Genomic DNA, 17480 nt, shown 5'->3' with positions numbered 1-17480 from the left:
CCCCATGACAGCGGACGCACCACGGAGGACGGATATGTCGGGCCCGGACGACCAGATCGTCAACGCGCTGCGCGCCTCCCTCAAGGAGAACGCGCGCCTGCAGCAGGAGAACAGCAAACTCGCGGCGGTCGCTGCCGAGCCCATCGCCATCGTCTCCATGGCCTGCCGGTACGCGGGGGGCATCCGCACCCCCGAGGACCTGTGGCGGGTGGTGACCGACGGCACCGACGTCTACACGACGTTCCCGGAGGACCGCGGCTGGGACCTGGAGGGGCTCTACCACCCCGACCCGGACAACCCCGGCACCACGTACGTCCGCGAGGGCGCCTTCCTGCACGACGCCGGCGAGTTCGACGCCGCGTTCTTCGGCATCTCGCCCCGCGAGGCCCTCGCCATGGACCCCCAGCAGCGCCAGCTGCTCGAAGTGTCCTGGGAGACCCTGGAACGCGCCGGCATCGACCCGCACTCCGTGCGCGGCAGCGACACCGGGGTGTTCGCCGGCATCGTCCACCAGGACTACGCCCCCGACCTGAGCGGCCACGAGGACTTCCTCAGCCTGGAGCGGGCCCTCGGCACCGCGGGCGGCGTCGCCTCCGGCCGGGTCGCCTACACCCTGGGCCTGGAGGGGCCCGCGGTCACCGTCGACACCATGTGCTCCTCCTCCCTGGTCGCCATCCACCTCGCCATGCAGGCGCTGCGCCGCGGCGAGTGCTCCATGGCGCTCGCCGGCGGCTCCACCGTGATGTCCACCCCCGGCGGCTTCGTCGGCTTCGCCCGCCAGCGCGGCCTCGCCTTCGACGGCCGCTGCAAGTCCTACGCCGCCGCGGCCGACGGCTCCAGCTGGGCCGAGGGCGTCGGTGTCGTCCTCCTCGAAACGCTGTCCCAGGCCCGCGAGCGCGGCCACCGCGTCCTCGCCGTCATCCGCGGCTCCGCCGTCAACCAGGACGGCGCCTCCAACGGCCTGACCGCCCCCAACGGCCCCTCGCAGCAGCGGGTCATCCGCAAGGCGCTGGCTGGCGCCGGACTGACCACCGCCGACGTCGACATGGTCGAGGGCCACGGCACCGGCACCGTCCTCGGCGACCCCATCGAGGCCCAGGCCATCCTCGCCACCTACGGCCAGGACCGCCCCGCCGGACAGCCGCTGCGGCTGGGCTCCGTCAAGTCCGTCATCGGCCACACCCAGGCCGCCTCCGGTGTCGCCGGCGTCATCAACATGGTCCAGGCGCTGCGCCACGGCCTGATGCCGGCCACCCGGCACATCGACGCCCCCACCCCGCAGGTCGACTGGTCCTCCGGCGCCGTGGAACTGCTCACCGACGCCCGGGAGTGGCCCGCCACCGGCCGCCCGCGCCGCGCCGGCGTGTCCTCGTTCGGCGCCAGCGGCACCAACGCCCACCTGATCCTGGAACAGGCCCCCGACGAGGAGGCACCGGAGCCCTCCGCGACGGACGGCGGTGTCGTGCCGCTGGTCGTGTCCGCGGCCTCCGCCGCCTCCCTCACCGGGCAGGCCGGCCGTCTCGCCGCCTTCCTGGAGGCCGACCCGGACACCCCGCTCGCGGCCGTCGCCGGCACCCTCGCCACCCGGCGCGCCGTCCTCGGCGAACGCGCGGTCGTGGTCGCCGGGACCCGTGACGAGGCCCTGGCCGCGCTCACCGCCCTCGCCCGCGACGAGCAGGCCCCCGGCACCGTCCGGGGCGCCGCCGGCGCGGCCGGCGCCGGCAAGACCGTCCTGGTCTTCCCCGGCCAGGGCACCCAGTGGATCGGCATGGGCCGCGAACTGCTCGACACCTCACCGGTCTTCGCCGCCCGCGTCGAGGAGTGCGCCCGGGCCCTGGACCGCTGGGTCGACTGGGACCTGGAGGCCGTGCTGCGCGGCGAGGCCGACCCCGACCTGCTGACCCGCGTGGACGTCGTCCAGCCCGCGAGCTTCGCCGTGATGGTGGGCCTGGCCGCCGTGTGGGCCTCCGTCGGGGTCGTACCGGACGCGGTGGTCGGCCACTCGCAGGGCGAGATCGCCGCCGCCTGCGTGGCCGGCGCGCTCACCCTGGACGACGCCGCCCGCATCGTCGCCGTCCGCAGCCAGGTCATCCGCGGCCGGCTCGCCGGGCTCGGCGGCATGGCGTCCGTCGCGCTCGCCGAGGACGACGTCACCGCCCGGCTGGAGCGGTGGGCCGACCGCGTCGAGGTCGCCGCCGTCAACGGGCCGGCCTCCGTCGTCGTCGCCGGTGACGCCGAGGCCCTCGACGAGGTCCTGGACGCCTTCGAGGACCAGGGCGTGCGGGTGCGCCGCATCGCCGTCGACTACGCCTCGCACAGCCGGCACGTCCAGGCCGTGCAGGAGGCCCTGACCGAGGCCTTCGCGGACATCCGCGGCGCGGCGCCGGCGATCCCGTTCCTGTCGACCGTGACCGGCGAGTGGGTCCGCGAGGCCGGTGTCCTGGACGGCGGCTACTGGTACCGGAACCTGCGCCGGCAGGTCCGGTTCGGCCCGGCCGTCGAGACGCTCCTCGCCGAGGGCCACACGGTGTTCGTCGAGTCCAGCGCCCACCCCGTCCTCGTCCAGCCCGTCACCGGGATCGCCGACGCCACCGACACCGCCGACGCCGTGGTCACCGGCTCCCTGCGCCGCGACGACGGCGGCCTGCGCCGGCTGCTCACCTCCATGGCCGAGGTGTTCGCGGCCGGCCTCCCCGTCGACTGGCGGGGCGTCCTGCCCGAGGCCGCCCGCACCGCCCACGTCGACCTGCCGACGTACGCCTTCGACCGCCGCCACTACTGGATCCAGCTCACCGCGAACGGCGGTGACGCCGCCTCCCTCGGCGTGACCGGCAGCGACCACCCGCTGCTCGGCGCGGTCGTCCCGCTGCCCCAGACCGACGGGCTGGTCTTCACCTCCCGCCTCTCCCTGCGCACCCACCCCTGGCTCGCCGACCACGCCATGCAGGGCGTGGTCATCGTCCCCGGCACCGTCTACGTCGACCTCGCCGTCCGCGCCGGCGACGAGTTCGGCTGCGGCACCCTCGAAGAACTCGTCATCGAGGCGCCCCTGGTCCTGCCCCCGCAGGGCGGCGTCCGCGTCCAGGTCGCCGTCGGCGGCGCCACCCCGAACGGCTCGCGCACCGTCGACGTGTACTCGCTGCGCGAGGACGCCACCGACGACGACGGCCACGGCGAGTGGACCCGGCACGCCACCGGCCTGCTGTCCGGCAGCCCCGCGCAGTTCACCACGCCCGCCGTCGACTACGCCGCCTGGCCGCCGCCCGGCGCCGAACCCGTCGCCATCGACGACTTCTACGCCGCCCTCGTCGCCCGCGGCTACTCCTACGGCCCCGCCTTCCAGGGCCTGCGCGGAGTGTGGCGGCGCGGCGAGGAACTCTTCGCCGAGGCGTCCCTGCCGCAGGACCACCGGGAGAACGCCGACAAGTTCGCCATCCACCCGGCCCTCCTCGACGCCGCCCTGCACACCAACGCCTTCGCCAACCCGGACGACGACCGCAACGTCCTGCCGTTCGCCTGGAACGGGCTCGTCCTGCACGCCGAGGGCGCCTCCGCGCTGCGGGTCCGGGTCGCGCCCGCCGGTCCCGACGCCCTGTCGTTCCAGGCCGCCGACGAGACCGGCGCCCTCGTCCTCACCATGGACTCCCTGGTGTCCCTGCCGGTCTCCGCCGAGCAGCTCGGGGCCGCGGCCGGCGCCCACCGGGACGCCCTGTTCGCCGTCGACTGGGTGCACCTGCCCGCCGCCGAGGGCGTCACCACGGCGCCCGCCTGGGTGACCGTCGCCGACGCCGACGACGTCACCGCGCTCACCGCCCGCGACAGCGCCCCCGGCGCCGCGATCCTCGACGCCGACAGCGACGGCGCCGACGCCCAGACCCTCACCACCCGCGTCCTGCGCGTCCTCCAGGCCTGGCTGGCCACCCCCGGGCTGGAAGCCGCCCGGCTGGTGGTGGCCACCCGGGGCGCGGTGGCAGCGGGCGGCGACAGCGCCGTCACCGACCCGGCCGGCGCCGCCGTCTGGGGCCTGGTCCGCGCCGCCCAGGCCGAGAACCCCGACCGGGTGATCCTGGTCGACCTCGACCCGGCCGCCGCCACCGGCGCCGGCCCCGTCCTCGCCCAGCTCCTCGCCGCCGGCGAACCCCAGCTCGCCGTCCGCGGCACCGCCCTGTCCGCGCCCCGCCTGGTCCGCGCCGAGACGGCGGACCCGGCCGGTACGACCGGCACCGAGCCGACCGCGGCCGACGCCCAGGCCGGCACCGAGGACCCCGCGGACGAGGGCACGGCCGCCTTCGACCCCGACGGCACCGTCCTCGTCACCGGCGGCACCGGCTCGCTCGGCGCGCTCGTCGCCCGGCACCTGGTCGGCCGGCACGGCGTACGGCACCTGGTGCTGGCCGGCCGGCGCGGCCCCGACGCCGACGGCGCCGCCGAACTCACCGCCGAGCTGATCGGACTCGGCGCGGCCGTCTCCGTCGTCGCCTGTGACGTCTCCGACCGCGACGCGGTCGCCGGACTGCTGCGCGCCGTCCCGGCCGAGCACCCGCTGACCGGTCTGGTGCACCTCGCCGGCATCCTGGACGACGGTGTGATCAGCGCGCTCACCGAGGAGCGGATCGCCGGGGTCTTCGCCCCCAAGGCCACCGCCGTACGGCACCTGGACGAGCTGACCCGCGAACTCGCCCCCGGTCTCCGCTCGTTCGTGGTGTTCTCCTCCGCCGCCGCCCTCCTCGGCTCCGCCGGCCAGGGCAACTACGCGGCCGCCAACGCCTACCTGGACGCCCTGATGGCCCACCGCCGCGCGGCCGGCCTGCCCGGCGTCTCCCTCGCCTGGGGCCTGTGGGAGCAGAGCACGGGCCTCACCGCCCACCTCAGCGAGACCGACCAGGCCCGCATGAGCCGCGGCGGTGTCCTCGCCCTCACCCCCGAGGAGGGCCTCGCCCTCCTCGACACCGGGCTGCGCGCCGACCGCGCCCTGCTGGTCCCGATCAAGCTGGACCTGCGCGCCCTGCGCTCCGACGCCGCCGCGGGCGCCGCCGTGCCGCACCTACTGCGCGGCCTGGTCCGGGCCGGCCGGCGCTCCGCCCGGGCCGCGGCCGGCGACGGCAGCGGGCTGCTGCGCCGCCTCGCCGGCCTCGCCGAAGCCGACCAGGAAGCCGTCCTGCTGGGCATCATCCAGGCCGAGGCCACCGGCGTCCTCGGCTTCAGCGGACCCGAACTCGCCGCGGGCACCCGCGGTTTCGGCGACATCGGCTTCGACTCGCTCACCGCGATCGAACTGCGTAACAGGCTCTCCGCCGCCACCGGCGTCAAGCTGCCCGCCACGCTCATCTTCGACTACCCGACCCCGGTGGCGCTCGCCCGCCACCTGCGCGAGGAACTCGGCGAGAGCGCGGCCGGCGCCGCCGCGCCCACCGTGGTCACGACCGACCCGGACGAGCCGATCGCGATCGTCGGCATGGCCTGCCGGCTGCCCGGCGGCGTCACCGACCCGGCCGGCCTGTGGCGGCTGGTCACCGAACGCCGCGACGGCATCACGGAGTTCCCCGACGACCGCGGCTGGAACCTGGACGAGCTGTTCGACGCCGACCCCGACAAGGCCGGCACCGCCTACGTCCACAAGAGCGGATTCCTGCACGGCGCCGCCGAGTTCGACGCCGAGTTCTTCGGCATCTCCCCCCGCGAGGCGCTGGCCATGGACCCGCAGCAGCGGCTGCTGCTGGAGGCGACCTGGGAGGCCCTGGAGAACGCCGGCATCGACCCCAGCTCGACCCGCGGCGCCGACGTCGGCGTCTTCTCCGGCGTCTCCATCCACGACTACCTGGAGTCCCTCAGCAACATGCCTCCCGAGCTGGAGGGCTACGTCACCACCGCGACCGCCGGCAGCGTGGCCTCGGGCCGGGTGTCGTACGTCTTCGGCTTCGAGGGCCCCGCGGTGACCGTGGACACCGCCTGCTCCTCCTCGCTGGTCGCCATGCACCTGGCGGCCCAGGCGCTGCGGCAGGGCGAGTGCTCCCTGGCGCTGGCCGGCGGTGTCGCCGTGATGGGCTCGCCCATCGGGGTGCTCGGCATGTCCCGGCAGCGCGGCCTGGCCGCCGACGGCCGGGTCAAGGCCTTCTCCGCCGGCGCCGACGGCACGATCCTCTCCGAGGGCGTCGGCATCGTCGTCCTGGAGCGTCTGTCGGAGGCCCGCCGCAACGGGCACCAGGTGCTGGCGGTCGTCCGCGGCAGCGCGGTCAACCAGGACGGCGCCTCCAACGGCCTGACCGCCCCGAACGGCCCCTCCCAGCAGCGGGTGATCCGCCGGGCGCTGGCGGCCGCCGGGCTGGCCGCCACGGACGTCGACGTCGTCGAGGCGCACGGCACGGGCACCGCGCTCGGCGACCCGATCGAGGCGCAGGCCCTGCTGGCCACCTACGGCCGCGACCGCGAACAGCCGCTCTGGCTCGGCTCGTTGAAGTCCAACATCGGGCACACCCAGGCCGCCGCCGGTGTCGCCGGTGTCATCAAGATGGTGCAGGCGCTGCGCCACGGCGTCCTGCCGCCCACCCTGAACGTCAGCGAGCCGACCCCGCAGGTCGACTGGTCGGCGGGCTCCGTCGAGCTGCTGACCGATGAGCGGGAGTGGCCCGACGCCGGCCGCCCGCGCCGGGCCGGCGTCTCCTCCTTCGGTATCAGCGGCACCAACGCCCACCTCATCCTGGAGCAGGCACCCGAGGAGCCGGCCGCCGCACCGGCGCCGCACGACGGTGTGGTGCCGCTGGTGGTGTCGGCGGCCTCCGAGGGCTCGCTGGCCGCACAGGCGGAGCGCCTGGCCGCGTTCGCGGCCGGCACGGACGCGTCCCTCACGGACGTCGCGGCCGCCCTGGCGACGCGCCGGGCCGTCCTGTCCGAGCGGGCCGTGGTCGTCGCCGGGACCCGCGAGGAGGCGGCTGCCGGGCTGGGCGCGCTGGCCCGCGGCGAGTCGGCCGCCGGCCTGCTGACCGGCGCCGGGGCAGCGGCCGGACGGACGGCCCTGGTCTTCCCGGGGCAGGGCTCGCAGTGGACCGGCATGGGCCGGGAACTGCTGGAGACCTCCCCGGTGTTCGCCGAGCGGATCACCGAGTGCGCCCGGGCCCTGGAACCCTGGGTGGACTGGGACCTGGAGGCCGTGCTCCGCGGCGAGGCCGACGACGGCCTCGTCGCCCGCGTCGACGTGGTCCAGCCGGCGAGCTTCGCCGTGATGGTCGCCCTGGCCGCCGTGTGGGCGTCCGTCGGGGTCGTACCGGACGCGGTGGTCGGCCACTCGCAGGGCGAGATCGCCGCCGCGTGCGTGGCCGGTGCGCTGTCGCTGGAGGACGCGGCGCGGATCGTGGCCGTGCGCAGTCAGGTGATCGCCGGGGAGCTGGCCGGCCGGGGCGGCATGGCCTCGGTGGCGCTCTCCGCGACCGAAGCGGCCGAGCGGATCACCGCCTGGGACGGGCGGGTCGAGGTCGCCGCCGTCAACAGCCCCTCCTCCGTGGTGATCGCCGGTGACGCCGAGGCGCTGGACGAGGCGCTGGCCGCGCTGGAGGCCGACGGTGTGCGCGTGCGCCGGGTCGCGGTGGACTACGCCTCCCACACCCGCCATGTCGAGGCGATCGAAGGGGCGTTGGCGGAGGCCTTCGCGGACATCCGCAGCCAGGCACCGCTGGTGCCGTTCTTCTCCACGGTCACCGGCGAGTGGGTGCGCGAGGCGGGCGTCCTCGACGGCGACTACTGGTACCGGAACCTGCGCCGGCAGGTCCGCTTCGGCCCGGCCGTCGAAGCGCTGCTCGCCGAGGGCCACACGGTGTTCGTCGAGTCCAGCGCCCACCCGGTCCTCGTCCAGCCGGTCAGCGAGATCGTGGACGAGACACGGGCGGACGCGGTGGCCACCGGCTCACTGCGCCGCGAAGAAGGCGGCCTGCGGCGGCTGTTGACGTCGATGGCCGAGGTGTTCGTCCGGGGCGTCGCCGTCGACTGGACCGGTGTGCTGCCCGAGGGCGCCGGCGACACCCCCGTGGACCTGCCGACGTACGCCTTCGACCACCGGCACTACTGGCTGAAGACCGCGCCCGCGACGGACGCCGCCTCGCTCGGCCAGTCCGCCGCCGACCACCCCCTGCTGGGCGCGGTCGTCCCGCTGCCCCAGTCCGACGGGCTGGTCTTCACCTCCCGTCTCTCCCCGCGCACCCACCCCTGGCTGGCCGACCACGTCGTCGGCGGCGCGATCGTCGTCCCCGCCTCCGCCCTGGCCGAACTCGCCCTGCGCGCCGGCGACGAGGCCGGCACCGCCACCCTGGACGAGCTGACCGTCGAGACCCCGCTGGTGCTGCCCGAGGAGGGCGGCATACGCGTCCAGGTCGCCGTCGGCGGCCCCGACGACAGCGGCGCCCGCACCGTCGACGTCTACGCGGCCGGCGAGGACACCGAGCCCGCCGCATGGACCCGGCACGCCACCGGACGGCTGTCGCCCGCCCCGCTCACCGCCGCGGAGGCGAGCGCCGACCTGACCCTGTGGCCGCCCACCGGCGCCCGCCCGGCCGACACCGACGAGCTCTACGACGACCTGCTCCGCCTCGGCCACCCGTTCGGCCCCGCCTTCCGCGGCGTACGGGCGCTGTGGCGGCGCGGGGACGAGGTCTTCGCCGAGGTCGCGCTGCCCGAGGAACAGCGGGCCGGCGCCGAGCGGTTCGGCATCCATCCCGCGCTGCTCGACGCCGCCGTGCAGTCGGGCCTGCGGCACGCGGCCACGGCCGACCCGGACGGTGCCGGACAGCGGCTGTGGCAGCCCGCCACGTGGCAGGGGCTCACGCTGCACGCCACCGGCGCGACCACCCTCCGCGTGCGGCTCGCGCCGTCCGGCGCCGGCCGGCTCACGCTGGAGGCCGCCGACGAGACCGGCGGGCTCGTCGTGACCCTGGACGCCCTCGGCTTCCTGCCAATCTCCGCCGACCGGCTGACGGCGGCCCGGGGCGACAGCGGCCACTCGCTGTACCGCGTCGAGTGGACGGAGCTGCCCGCGGCCCCCGCCGAGGCACAGGTGCCGCAGTGGGTGCCGCTGTTCCAGGCGGACGAGGTCGGCATCCTCGCCGGCGCGGCGACCGGCCCCCTGGTCGCCGTGGTCGAGGCCGTGACGCCCGACGGCAGCCCGGACGCCGGCGCCGACGGCGCCCTGGCCCAGGCCAACCGGATCCTGGCCATGCTCCAGGCCTGGTTCGCCGCGCCCAGCCTGGAGGAGTCCCGGCTGGTCGTGCTGACCCGGGGGGCCGTGCCCGCCGGCGGTGACGACGCGGTGACCGACCCGGCCGGCGCGGCCGTCTGGGGCCTGGTCCGCGCGGCCCAGGCCGAGAACCCCGGCCGGATCGTCCTGATCGACACCGACACCGACCCGGACATCGCCTACGGCACCGCCGTCGAACCGCTCCTCGCCGCGGTCCTCGCCTCCGGTGAGCCCCAGGTGGCCGTGCGCGGCCCGGTGCTGTCGGTGCCGCGGCTGGTCCGGGCGCCGGAGAGCGAGCCGGCCGTCGCGTTCCGGCCCGAGGGCACGGTGCTCGTCACCGGCGGTACCGGCTCGCTGGGCGCGCTGGTGGCCCGGCACCTGGTCGAGCGCCACGGCGTACGGCACCTGGTGCTGGCCGGCCGGCGCGGTGCCGAGGCCGAGGGTGCCACCGAGCTGGCGGCCGAACTGGCGGAGCTGGGAGCGGAGTCGGTGGACCTGGTGGCCGTGGACGTGTCCGACCGCGCCGCGGTGGCACGGCTGCTGGACTCCGTCCCGGAGCTGACGGGCGTGATCCACACGGCCGGTGTCCTCGACGACGGCGTCATCAGCGCCCTCACCCCCGAACGGATGGCGGACGTCTTCGGCCCGAAGGCCCACGCCGCCGCCCACCTGGACGAACTGACCCGCACCCGGGACCTGACGGTGTTCGCCGTCTACTCCTCCGGCGCCGGCCTGTTCGGCTCGGCCGGCCAGGGCAACTACGCGGCCGCCAACGCCTACCTCGACGGCCTCATGGCCCGCCGCCGCGCCGCCGGACTCCCGGCCGTGTCGCTGGCCTGGGGCCTGTGGGAGCAGAGCACCGGCCTCACCGCCCACCTGAGCGCAGCCGACCAGGCCCGCATGGGCCGGGGCGGGGTCCGCGCCCTCACCCCCGAGGAGGGCCTGGCCCTCTTCGACACCTCCCTCGGCGCCGAACAGGCCCTCGTCGTCCCGATCAAGCTGGACCTGCGGGCCGCCCGCGCCGACGCCGCCTCCGGCGGCACGGTCCAGCCCCTGATGCGCGGCCTGATCCGGGTCACCCGGCAGGCCGCCCGGACGGCCGCCGCGGACCGCAGCGGCGGCGGCCTGGCCGACCGGCTCGCCGGACTCACCCCGGACGAGCAGGAGGCACTGCTGCTGGACGTGGTCCGCGGCCAGGTCGCCACCGTCCTCGGCCACGCCGGGGCCGACCAGGTCAGGGCGGAGAAGGCGTTCAAGGACGCCGGCTTCGACTCCCTCACCTCCGTCGAACTGCGCAACCGCATCCGTGAGGCCACCGGCCTCAGCCTGCCGACGACCGTCGTCTTCGACTACCCGACCCCGCTCGCCCTCGCCCGCCACCTGCACAGCCACTTCGGGCACGTCACCGCCGTCCCGGCCGCCCCGGAACCGGCCGTCGCGGCGGCCGACCCCGGCGAGCCGATCGCCATCGTCGGCATGGCCTGCCGGCTGCCCGGCGGTGTCAGCAGCCCCGAGGACCTCTGGCGGCTGGTGGCCGAGGGCCGGGACGCCATGTCCGGCTTCCCGTCCGACCGCGGCTGGGACCTGGAGGGCCTGTTCGACTCCGACCCTGGACGCGTCGGGACGTCGTACGTCGACCAGGGCGGCTTCCTCTACGACGCCGGCCTCTTCGACGCGGGCTTCTTCGGCATCTCCCCGCGCGAGGCGCTGGCCATGGACCCGCAGCAGCGGCTGCTCCTGGAAACCTCCTGGGAGGCGCTGGAGCGGGCCGGCATCGACCCGCTCTCCCTGAAGGGCACGGACGTCGGCGTGTTCTCCGGCGTGATGACCCAGGGCTACGGCTTCGGCGGCGAACTCCCGCCGGAACTCGCCGGGTTCACCGCCACCGGCTCCGCGGGCAGCGTGGCCTCCGGCCGGGTGTCCTACGTCTTCGGCCTGGAAGGCCCCGCGGTGACCGTGGACACCGCCTGCTCCTCCTCGCTGGTCGCCATCCACCTCGCCGCGCAGGCCCTGCGCAACGGCGAGTGCTCGATGGCCCTGGCCGGCGGCGCCACCGTCCTCGCCAACCCGTACACCTTCGTGGAGTTCTCCCGTCAGCAGGCCCTCTCGCCCGACGGCCGGTGCAAGGCCTTCTCCTCCTCCGCCGACGGCACCGGCTGGGCCGAGGGCGCGGGCGTCATCGTCCTGGAACGCCTCTCCGAGGCACGCCGCAAGGGCCACCGGGTCCTCGCGGTGCTCCGGGGCAGCGCCGTCAACCAGGACGGCGCGTCCAACGGCCTGACCGCCCCGAACGGTCCCTCGCAGCAGCGCGTCATCCGCAAGGCGCTGGCCGGCGCCGGACTGTCGGTGTCCGAGGTGGACGCGGTCGAGGCACACGGCACGGGCACCGTCCTCGGCGACCCGATCGAGGCGCAGGCCCTGCTCGCCACCTACGGCCAGGACCGCGACGAGCCGCTGTGGATCGGCTCGGTGAAGTCCAACATCGGCCACGCCCAGGCCGCCGCCGGCGTCGCCGGCGTCATCAAGACCGTCGAGGCGCTGCGCCACGCGGTGCTGCCCCCCACCCTGCACGTCGACCGGCCGTCCACCGAGGTGGACTGGTCGACGGGCGCGGTCGAGGTGCTCACCGCGGCACGCGACTGGCCCGAGACCGGCCGCCCGCGCCGGGCCGGCGTCTCCGCGTTCGGCGTCAGCGGCACCAACGCCCACGTCATCCTGGAGCAGGCCCCCGAGGAGCCGGCCGCGGCACCCGCGGCGCCGGCCGACGGCGTGCTGCCGGTGGTGGTCTCCGCCCGCAGCGCCGCCGCACTCGCCGGACAGGCCGCCCGGCTCGCCGCGTTCGTCCGGGACACCGAGGCCGCGCCGGCGGCCGTCGCCGGAGCGCTCGTCGCCCGGCGGGCGGTGCTGTCCGAACGCGCGGTGGTCGTCGCCGGCTCGCGCGAGGAGGCGGTGTCCGGTCTGGCGGCGCTCGCCGCCGGCGAGCCCTCGCCGACCGTGGTCACCGGCTCCGAGAGCACCGGCGGCACGGTCTTCGTCTTCCCCGGCCAGGGCTCGCAACGCCTCGGCATGGGCCGCGAGTTGTACGACCGCTACCCGGTCTTCGCCGACGCCCTCGACGAGGCCTGCGCCGCCCTGGACGCGCAGCTCACCGGCTGGGCGGACCACCCCGTCAAGGACGTCGTCTTCGGCGAGGTCGGCAACGCGGGCGGCGGCCTGCTGGACCAGACGGTGTTCACCCAGGCCGGCCTCTTCGCGCTGGAGACGGCCCTGTTCCGGCTCGTGGAGTCCTGGGGCGTACGCCCCGACGTGGTCGCCGGGCACTCCATCGGCGAGGTCGTCGCGGCCCATGTGGCCGGCGTGCTGTCGCTCCGGGACGCGGCGGCGCTCGTCGCGGCCCGCGGCCGGCTGATGCAGGCCCTGGCGCCGGGCGGCGCGATGGTCGCGGTCGCCGCCACCGAGGCGGAGATCGAGGACTACCTCGGCGCGGGCGTCGACCTCGCCGCGGTCAACGCGCCCGGCTCGGTGGTCCTCTCCGGTGACGAGGGAGCCGTCGTGGCCGTGGTGGAGAAGCTGCGCGAGCAGGGCCGCCGTACCAAGCGGCTCACCGTCTCGCACGCCTTCCACTCGGCGCTGATGGAGCCGATGCTGGCCGGCTTCGCCCAGGCCCTGTCCGGACTGACCTGGAACGAGCCGACTATCCCGGTGGTGTCCAACGTGACCGGCCGGATCGCCGAACCGGGCCGCCTGACGGACCCGGCCTACTGGGTCGACCACGTCCGCCGCCCCGTGCGGTTCGCCGAGGGGATCGCCGCTTCCGGCGGCCAGGTGTTCGTGGAACTGGGCCCCGGCGGCGCGCTGACCGGCGCCATCGCCGAGTCGGCGGGCGAGGACGCGGTGAGCGTGCCCGCACTGCGCGACGAACGCGGCGAGGTCCAGACGCTCCTGCTGTCCGTCGCCGAGCTGTTCGTCCGCGGCGCGCGGGTCGACTGGGCGGCCGCCCTGCCCGAGGGCGCCACCGAGGCCCGCGTGGACCTGCCGACGTACGCCTTCGAGCACCAGCACTACTGGCTGCACATGGCGCCCGCCACCGACGCGGTCGCCCTCGGCCAGAGCACGGCCGACCACCCGCTGCTCGGCGCGGTCGTGGAGGTCCCCGAGACCGGCGGGGTGCTCTGCACCTCCCGGCTGTCCCTGCGCACCCACCCCTGGCTCGCCGACCACGCCGTCGGCGGAGTCGTCCTGGTACCCGGCACCGGCCTGGTCGAACTCGCCGTACGCGCCGGTGACGAGGCCGGCTGCGGAGTGCTGGACGAACTCGTCATCGAGGCCCCCCTCGTCGTTCCCGAGCAGGGCGGGGTCCGCGTCCAGGTCGCCGTCGGCGGACCGGACGACGACGGCCTGCGCAGCGTGGCCGTCTACTCGGCCCGGGAGAACACCGCCGGCGAGATCGGCACCGGCGCCTGGAACCGCCACGCCACCGGCACCCTGACCACGTCGGCGGCGGACACCCCCGCCCTCGACACCACGGTCTGGCCGCCGGCCGGCGCCGAACCGGTCGACCTCGACCCCGCCGCCTTCTACGCCGACCTGGCGAGCCACGGCTACGCCTACGGCCCCGCCTTCCAGGGGCTGCGCGCGGTGTGGCGGCGCGGCGAGGAGATCTACGCCGAGGTCGCCCTGCCCGACGAGCAGCGCGACGAGGCCGCCCGGTTCGGCCTGCACCCCGCCCTGCTGGACGCGGCCCTGCACACCGACGCCTTCGCCCAGCCCGACGACGGACACAACGTCCTGCCGTTCTCCTGGAACGGCCTGGCCCTGCACGCCGCCGGCGCCGCCGCCCTGCGGGTGCGGATCACACCGCGCGGAACCGACGTGCTGTCCCTCGTCGCCACCGACGAGAACGGCGGCCTCGTCCTGACCGTCGACTCGGTCACCTTCCGCCCGGTGGACGTCGACCAGCTCGACGCCGCCGCGACGGCGGACCAGGGCCGCGACGCCCTGTTCGGCGTCGCCTGGACCCAACTCGCGGCACCGGCCCCGACGACGGCCCCCGCCTGGACGCGGGTCGCCGGCGCCGCCGAGGTCACCGCGCTGAAGGGCGAGGTGCCCGAGGCCGCCGTCCTGGACCTCCAGGGCTCCGGCGACGGCGACGAGGAGGCGCTCGCCCGGACCACCGCCGCACTGGAGGTCGTCCAGGCCTGGCTCGCCGACCCCGAGTTCGAGGACGCGCGGCTGCTGGTGGTGACCCGGGGCGCGGTGCCCGCGGGCGACGCCGCCACGCTGACCGACGGGGCCGGCGCGGCCGTCTGGGGCCTGGTCCGCGCCGCCCAGGCCGAGAACCCCGGCCGGATCGTCCTGCTCGACCTGGACCCGGCCACCGACACCCCCGTCGACGACCTCCTCGCCGCGGTCCTCGCCTCCGGTGAGCCCCAGGTGGCCGTGCGCGGCCCGGTGCTGTCGGTGCCGCGGCTGGTCCGGGCGCCGGAGAGCGAGCCGGCCGTCGCATTCCGGCCCGAGGGCACGGTGCTCGTCACCGGCGGTACCGGCTCGCTGGGCGCGCTGGTGGCCCGGCACCTGGTCGAGCGCCACGGCGTACGGCACCTGGTGCTGGCCGGCCGGCGCGGTGCCGAGGCCGAGGGCGCCACCGAGCTGGCGGCCGAACTGGCCGAGCTGGGAGCGGAGTCGGTGGACCTGGTGGCCGCGGACGTGTCCGACCGCACCGCGGTGGCACGGCTGCTGGACTCCGTCCCGGAGCTGACGGGCGTGATCCACACGGCCGGTGTCCTCGACGACGGCGTGATCGGCGCGTTGACGCCCGAACGCCTCGCCACGGTCTTCGCCCCCAAGGTGAGCGCCGTACGGCACCTGGACGAACTGACCCGCACCCGGGACCTGACGGTGTTCGCCGTCTTCTCCTCGGCGTCCGGCCTGTTCGGCTCGGCCGGCCAGGGCAACTACGCGGCCGCCAACGCCTACCTCGACGCGGTCGCCACCCGGCGCCGGGCGGCCGGCCTGCCCGCCACCTCCCTCGCCTGGGGCCTGTGGGAGCAGACCAGCGGCATGACCGCCCACCTGGGCGCCGCCGACCAGGCCCGGATGAGCCGGGGCGGTGTCCTGCCCATCGGCCCCGCCGAGGGCATGCGGCTCCTCGACGCGGCCCTGGACACCGGCGAGGCGCTCCTGGTCCCCATCAAGCTGGACCTGAGGGCCCTGCGCGCCGACGCGACAGCGGGACGCGCCGTGCAGCCCCTGCTGCGCGGCCTGGTCCGCACCGGCCGCCAGCCGGCCCGCGCCACGGCCGGGGACAGCACCGGCGGACTCACCCGCCGGCTCGCCGGACTCGCCCCGGCCGAGCAGGAGAACCTGCTCCTGGACCTCGTCCGCGGGCACGTCGCGACCGTCCTCGGCCACGCCGGGGCGGAGCACGTCGGCCCCGAGACGGCGTTCAAGGACGCCGGATTCGACTCGCTCACCTCCGTCGAACTGCGCAACCGGCTCCGCGAGACCACCGGACTCAAGCTCGCCGCCACCGTCGTGTTCGACTACCCGAACCCGCTCGCTCTGGCCCGCCACCTCCACGCGGAACTGGGCACCACCAACGACGCCCTGTCGCTGGTGCACGAAAAGATCGAGGACATCGAGTCGCTGATCGCCGGACTGCTTTCCGACGAGTCCAAGAAGGCCGACATCGTGCTTCGTCTCCAGGGCCTGGTCGCGAAGTGCAACGGAGCGGTCGAGGAGACAGAGGGTTCCGCCGTGGCGGACCAACTGGAATCCGCCTCCGCCGATGAAGTCCTCGACTTCATCAACGACGAACTCGGAATCGTCTGACCGACCCCCCTTCGCGGACCGTCAAACCCTCGGTGAGGAATGGAAGATGGCCACAGAGCAGGAACTCCTCAAGTACCTCAAGCGCGTCACGACCGAACTGCACGACCTGCGCCGGCAGGTCCGGCGGAACGCGGACGAGCCGGTCGCGATCGTCGGCATGGCCTGCCGGCTGCCCGGCGGTGTGACGACGCCGGAGGAGCTGTGGCGCCTGGTCGCCGAGGGCCGGGACGCCGTGTCCGACTTCCCCGCCGACCGCGGCTGGGACCTGGACGCACTGTTCGACGACGACCCGGACACGACGGGCACCACCTATGCCCGCCAGGGCGGCTTCCTGCGCGACGCCGGCCTGTTCGACGCCGAGTTCTTCGGCATCTCCCCGCGTGAGGCGCTCGCGATGGACCCGCAGCAGCGCCTGCTGCTGGAAACCTCGTGGGAGGCCCTCGAACAGGCCGGCATCGACCCGCTCTCCCTGAAGGGCGCGGACGTCGGCGTCTTCAACGGCATCATGGGCGTCGACTACTTCTTCGGCGGCAACCTCCCGCCGGAACTGGAGGGCTACGCCGGCACCGGCGGCGCGGGCAGCGTCGCCTCCGGCCGCATCTCCTACGTGTTCGGCTTCGAGGGCCCGGCCGTGACCGTGGACACCGCCTGCTCCTCGTCCCTGGTCGCCATCCACCTCGCCGCCCAGGCCCTGCGGCGCGGCGAGTGCTCCATGGCGCTCGCCGGCGGCGCCACCGTCATGGCGACCCCCCACACCTTCGTGGACTTCTCCCGCCAGCGCGGCCTCGCCGCCGACGGCCGCTGCAAGTCGTACGCCGACACGGCCGACGGCACAGGCTGGGCCGAGGGCGCCGGTGTGGTCGTCCTGGAACGGCTGTCGGAGGCCCAGCGCAAGGGCCACCGGGTGCTGGCGGTCATCCGGGGCAGCGCGGTCAACCAGGACGGTGCCTCGAACGGCCTGACCGCTCCGAACGGCCCCTCGCAGCAGCGCGTCATCCGCAAGGCCCTGGCCGCGGCCGGCCTCACCCCGGCCGACGTGGACGCCGTGGAGGGCCACGGCACGGGTACGGTCCTGGGTGACCCGATCGAGGCCCAGGCCCTGCTGGCTACCTACGGCCAGGATCGCGAACAGCCGCTGTGGCTCGGCTCGTTGAAGTCCAACGTCGGCCACACCCAGGCCGCCGCGGGCGTTTCCGGTGTCATCAAGATGGTCCAGGCCCTGCGCCACGGCATCCTGCCCGCCACCCTGCACGCCGACGAGCCCAGCACCCGCGTCGACTGGGACGCCGGCGCCGTCCGGCTCCTCCACCACACCAGCCTCTGGCCGGAGATCGACCGGCCGCGCCGGGTGGGCGTCTCCGGGTTCGGCGTCAGCGGCACCAACGCCCACCTGATCCTGGAGCAGGCCCCGGAGGAGCCCGCTGCCGAG

2 protein-coding genes are annotated in these 17480 nt (G+C 75.7%); both read left to right on the top strand.

From position 1 onward, the window contains the following. The first annotated feature begins 34 nt into the window (after positions 1-34). Complete coding sequence (locus tag ABZ923_RS19835; RefSeq protein WP_361473235.1) at positions 35-16051, top strand: SDR family NAD(P)-dependent oxidoreductase; 16017 nt, start codon at positions 35-37, stop codon at positions 16049-16051. A gap of 46 nt (positions 16052-16097) precedes the next feature. After that, a partial coding sequence (locus ABZ923_RS19830; RefSeq protein WP_361473232.1) for a beta-ketoacyl synthase N-terminal-like domain-containing protein occupies positions 16098-17480 on the top strand: 1383 nt, incomplete at its 3' end.

This window comes from Streptomyces sp. NPDC046881, from assembly GCF_040645015.1.
Taxonomy (GTDB): Bacteria; Actinomycetota; Actinomycetes; order Streptomycetales; family Streptomycetaceae; genus Streptomyces.
Note: the sequence above shows the minus strand (reverse complement) of the source record. Positions and strands in the feature narration are given on the sequence as shown.

Excerpts from the sequence above, each read along its gene's own strand:
- ABZ923_RS19835 (WP_361473235.1), top strand. The coding sequence starts at position 35 with ATGTCGGGCCCGGACGACCAGATCGTCAACGCGCTGCGCGCCTCCCTC.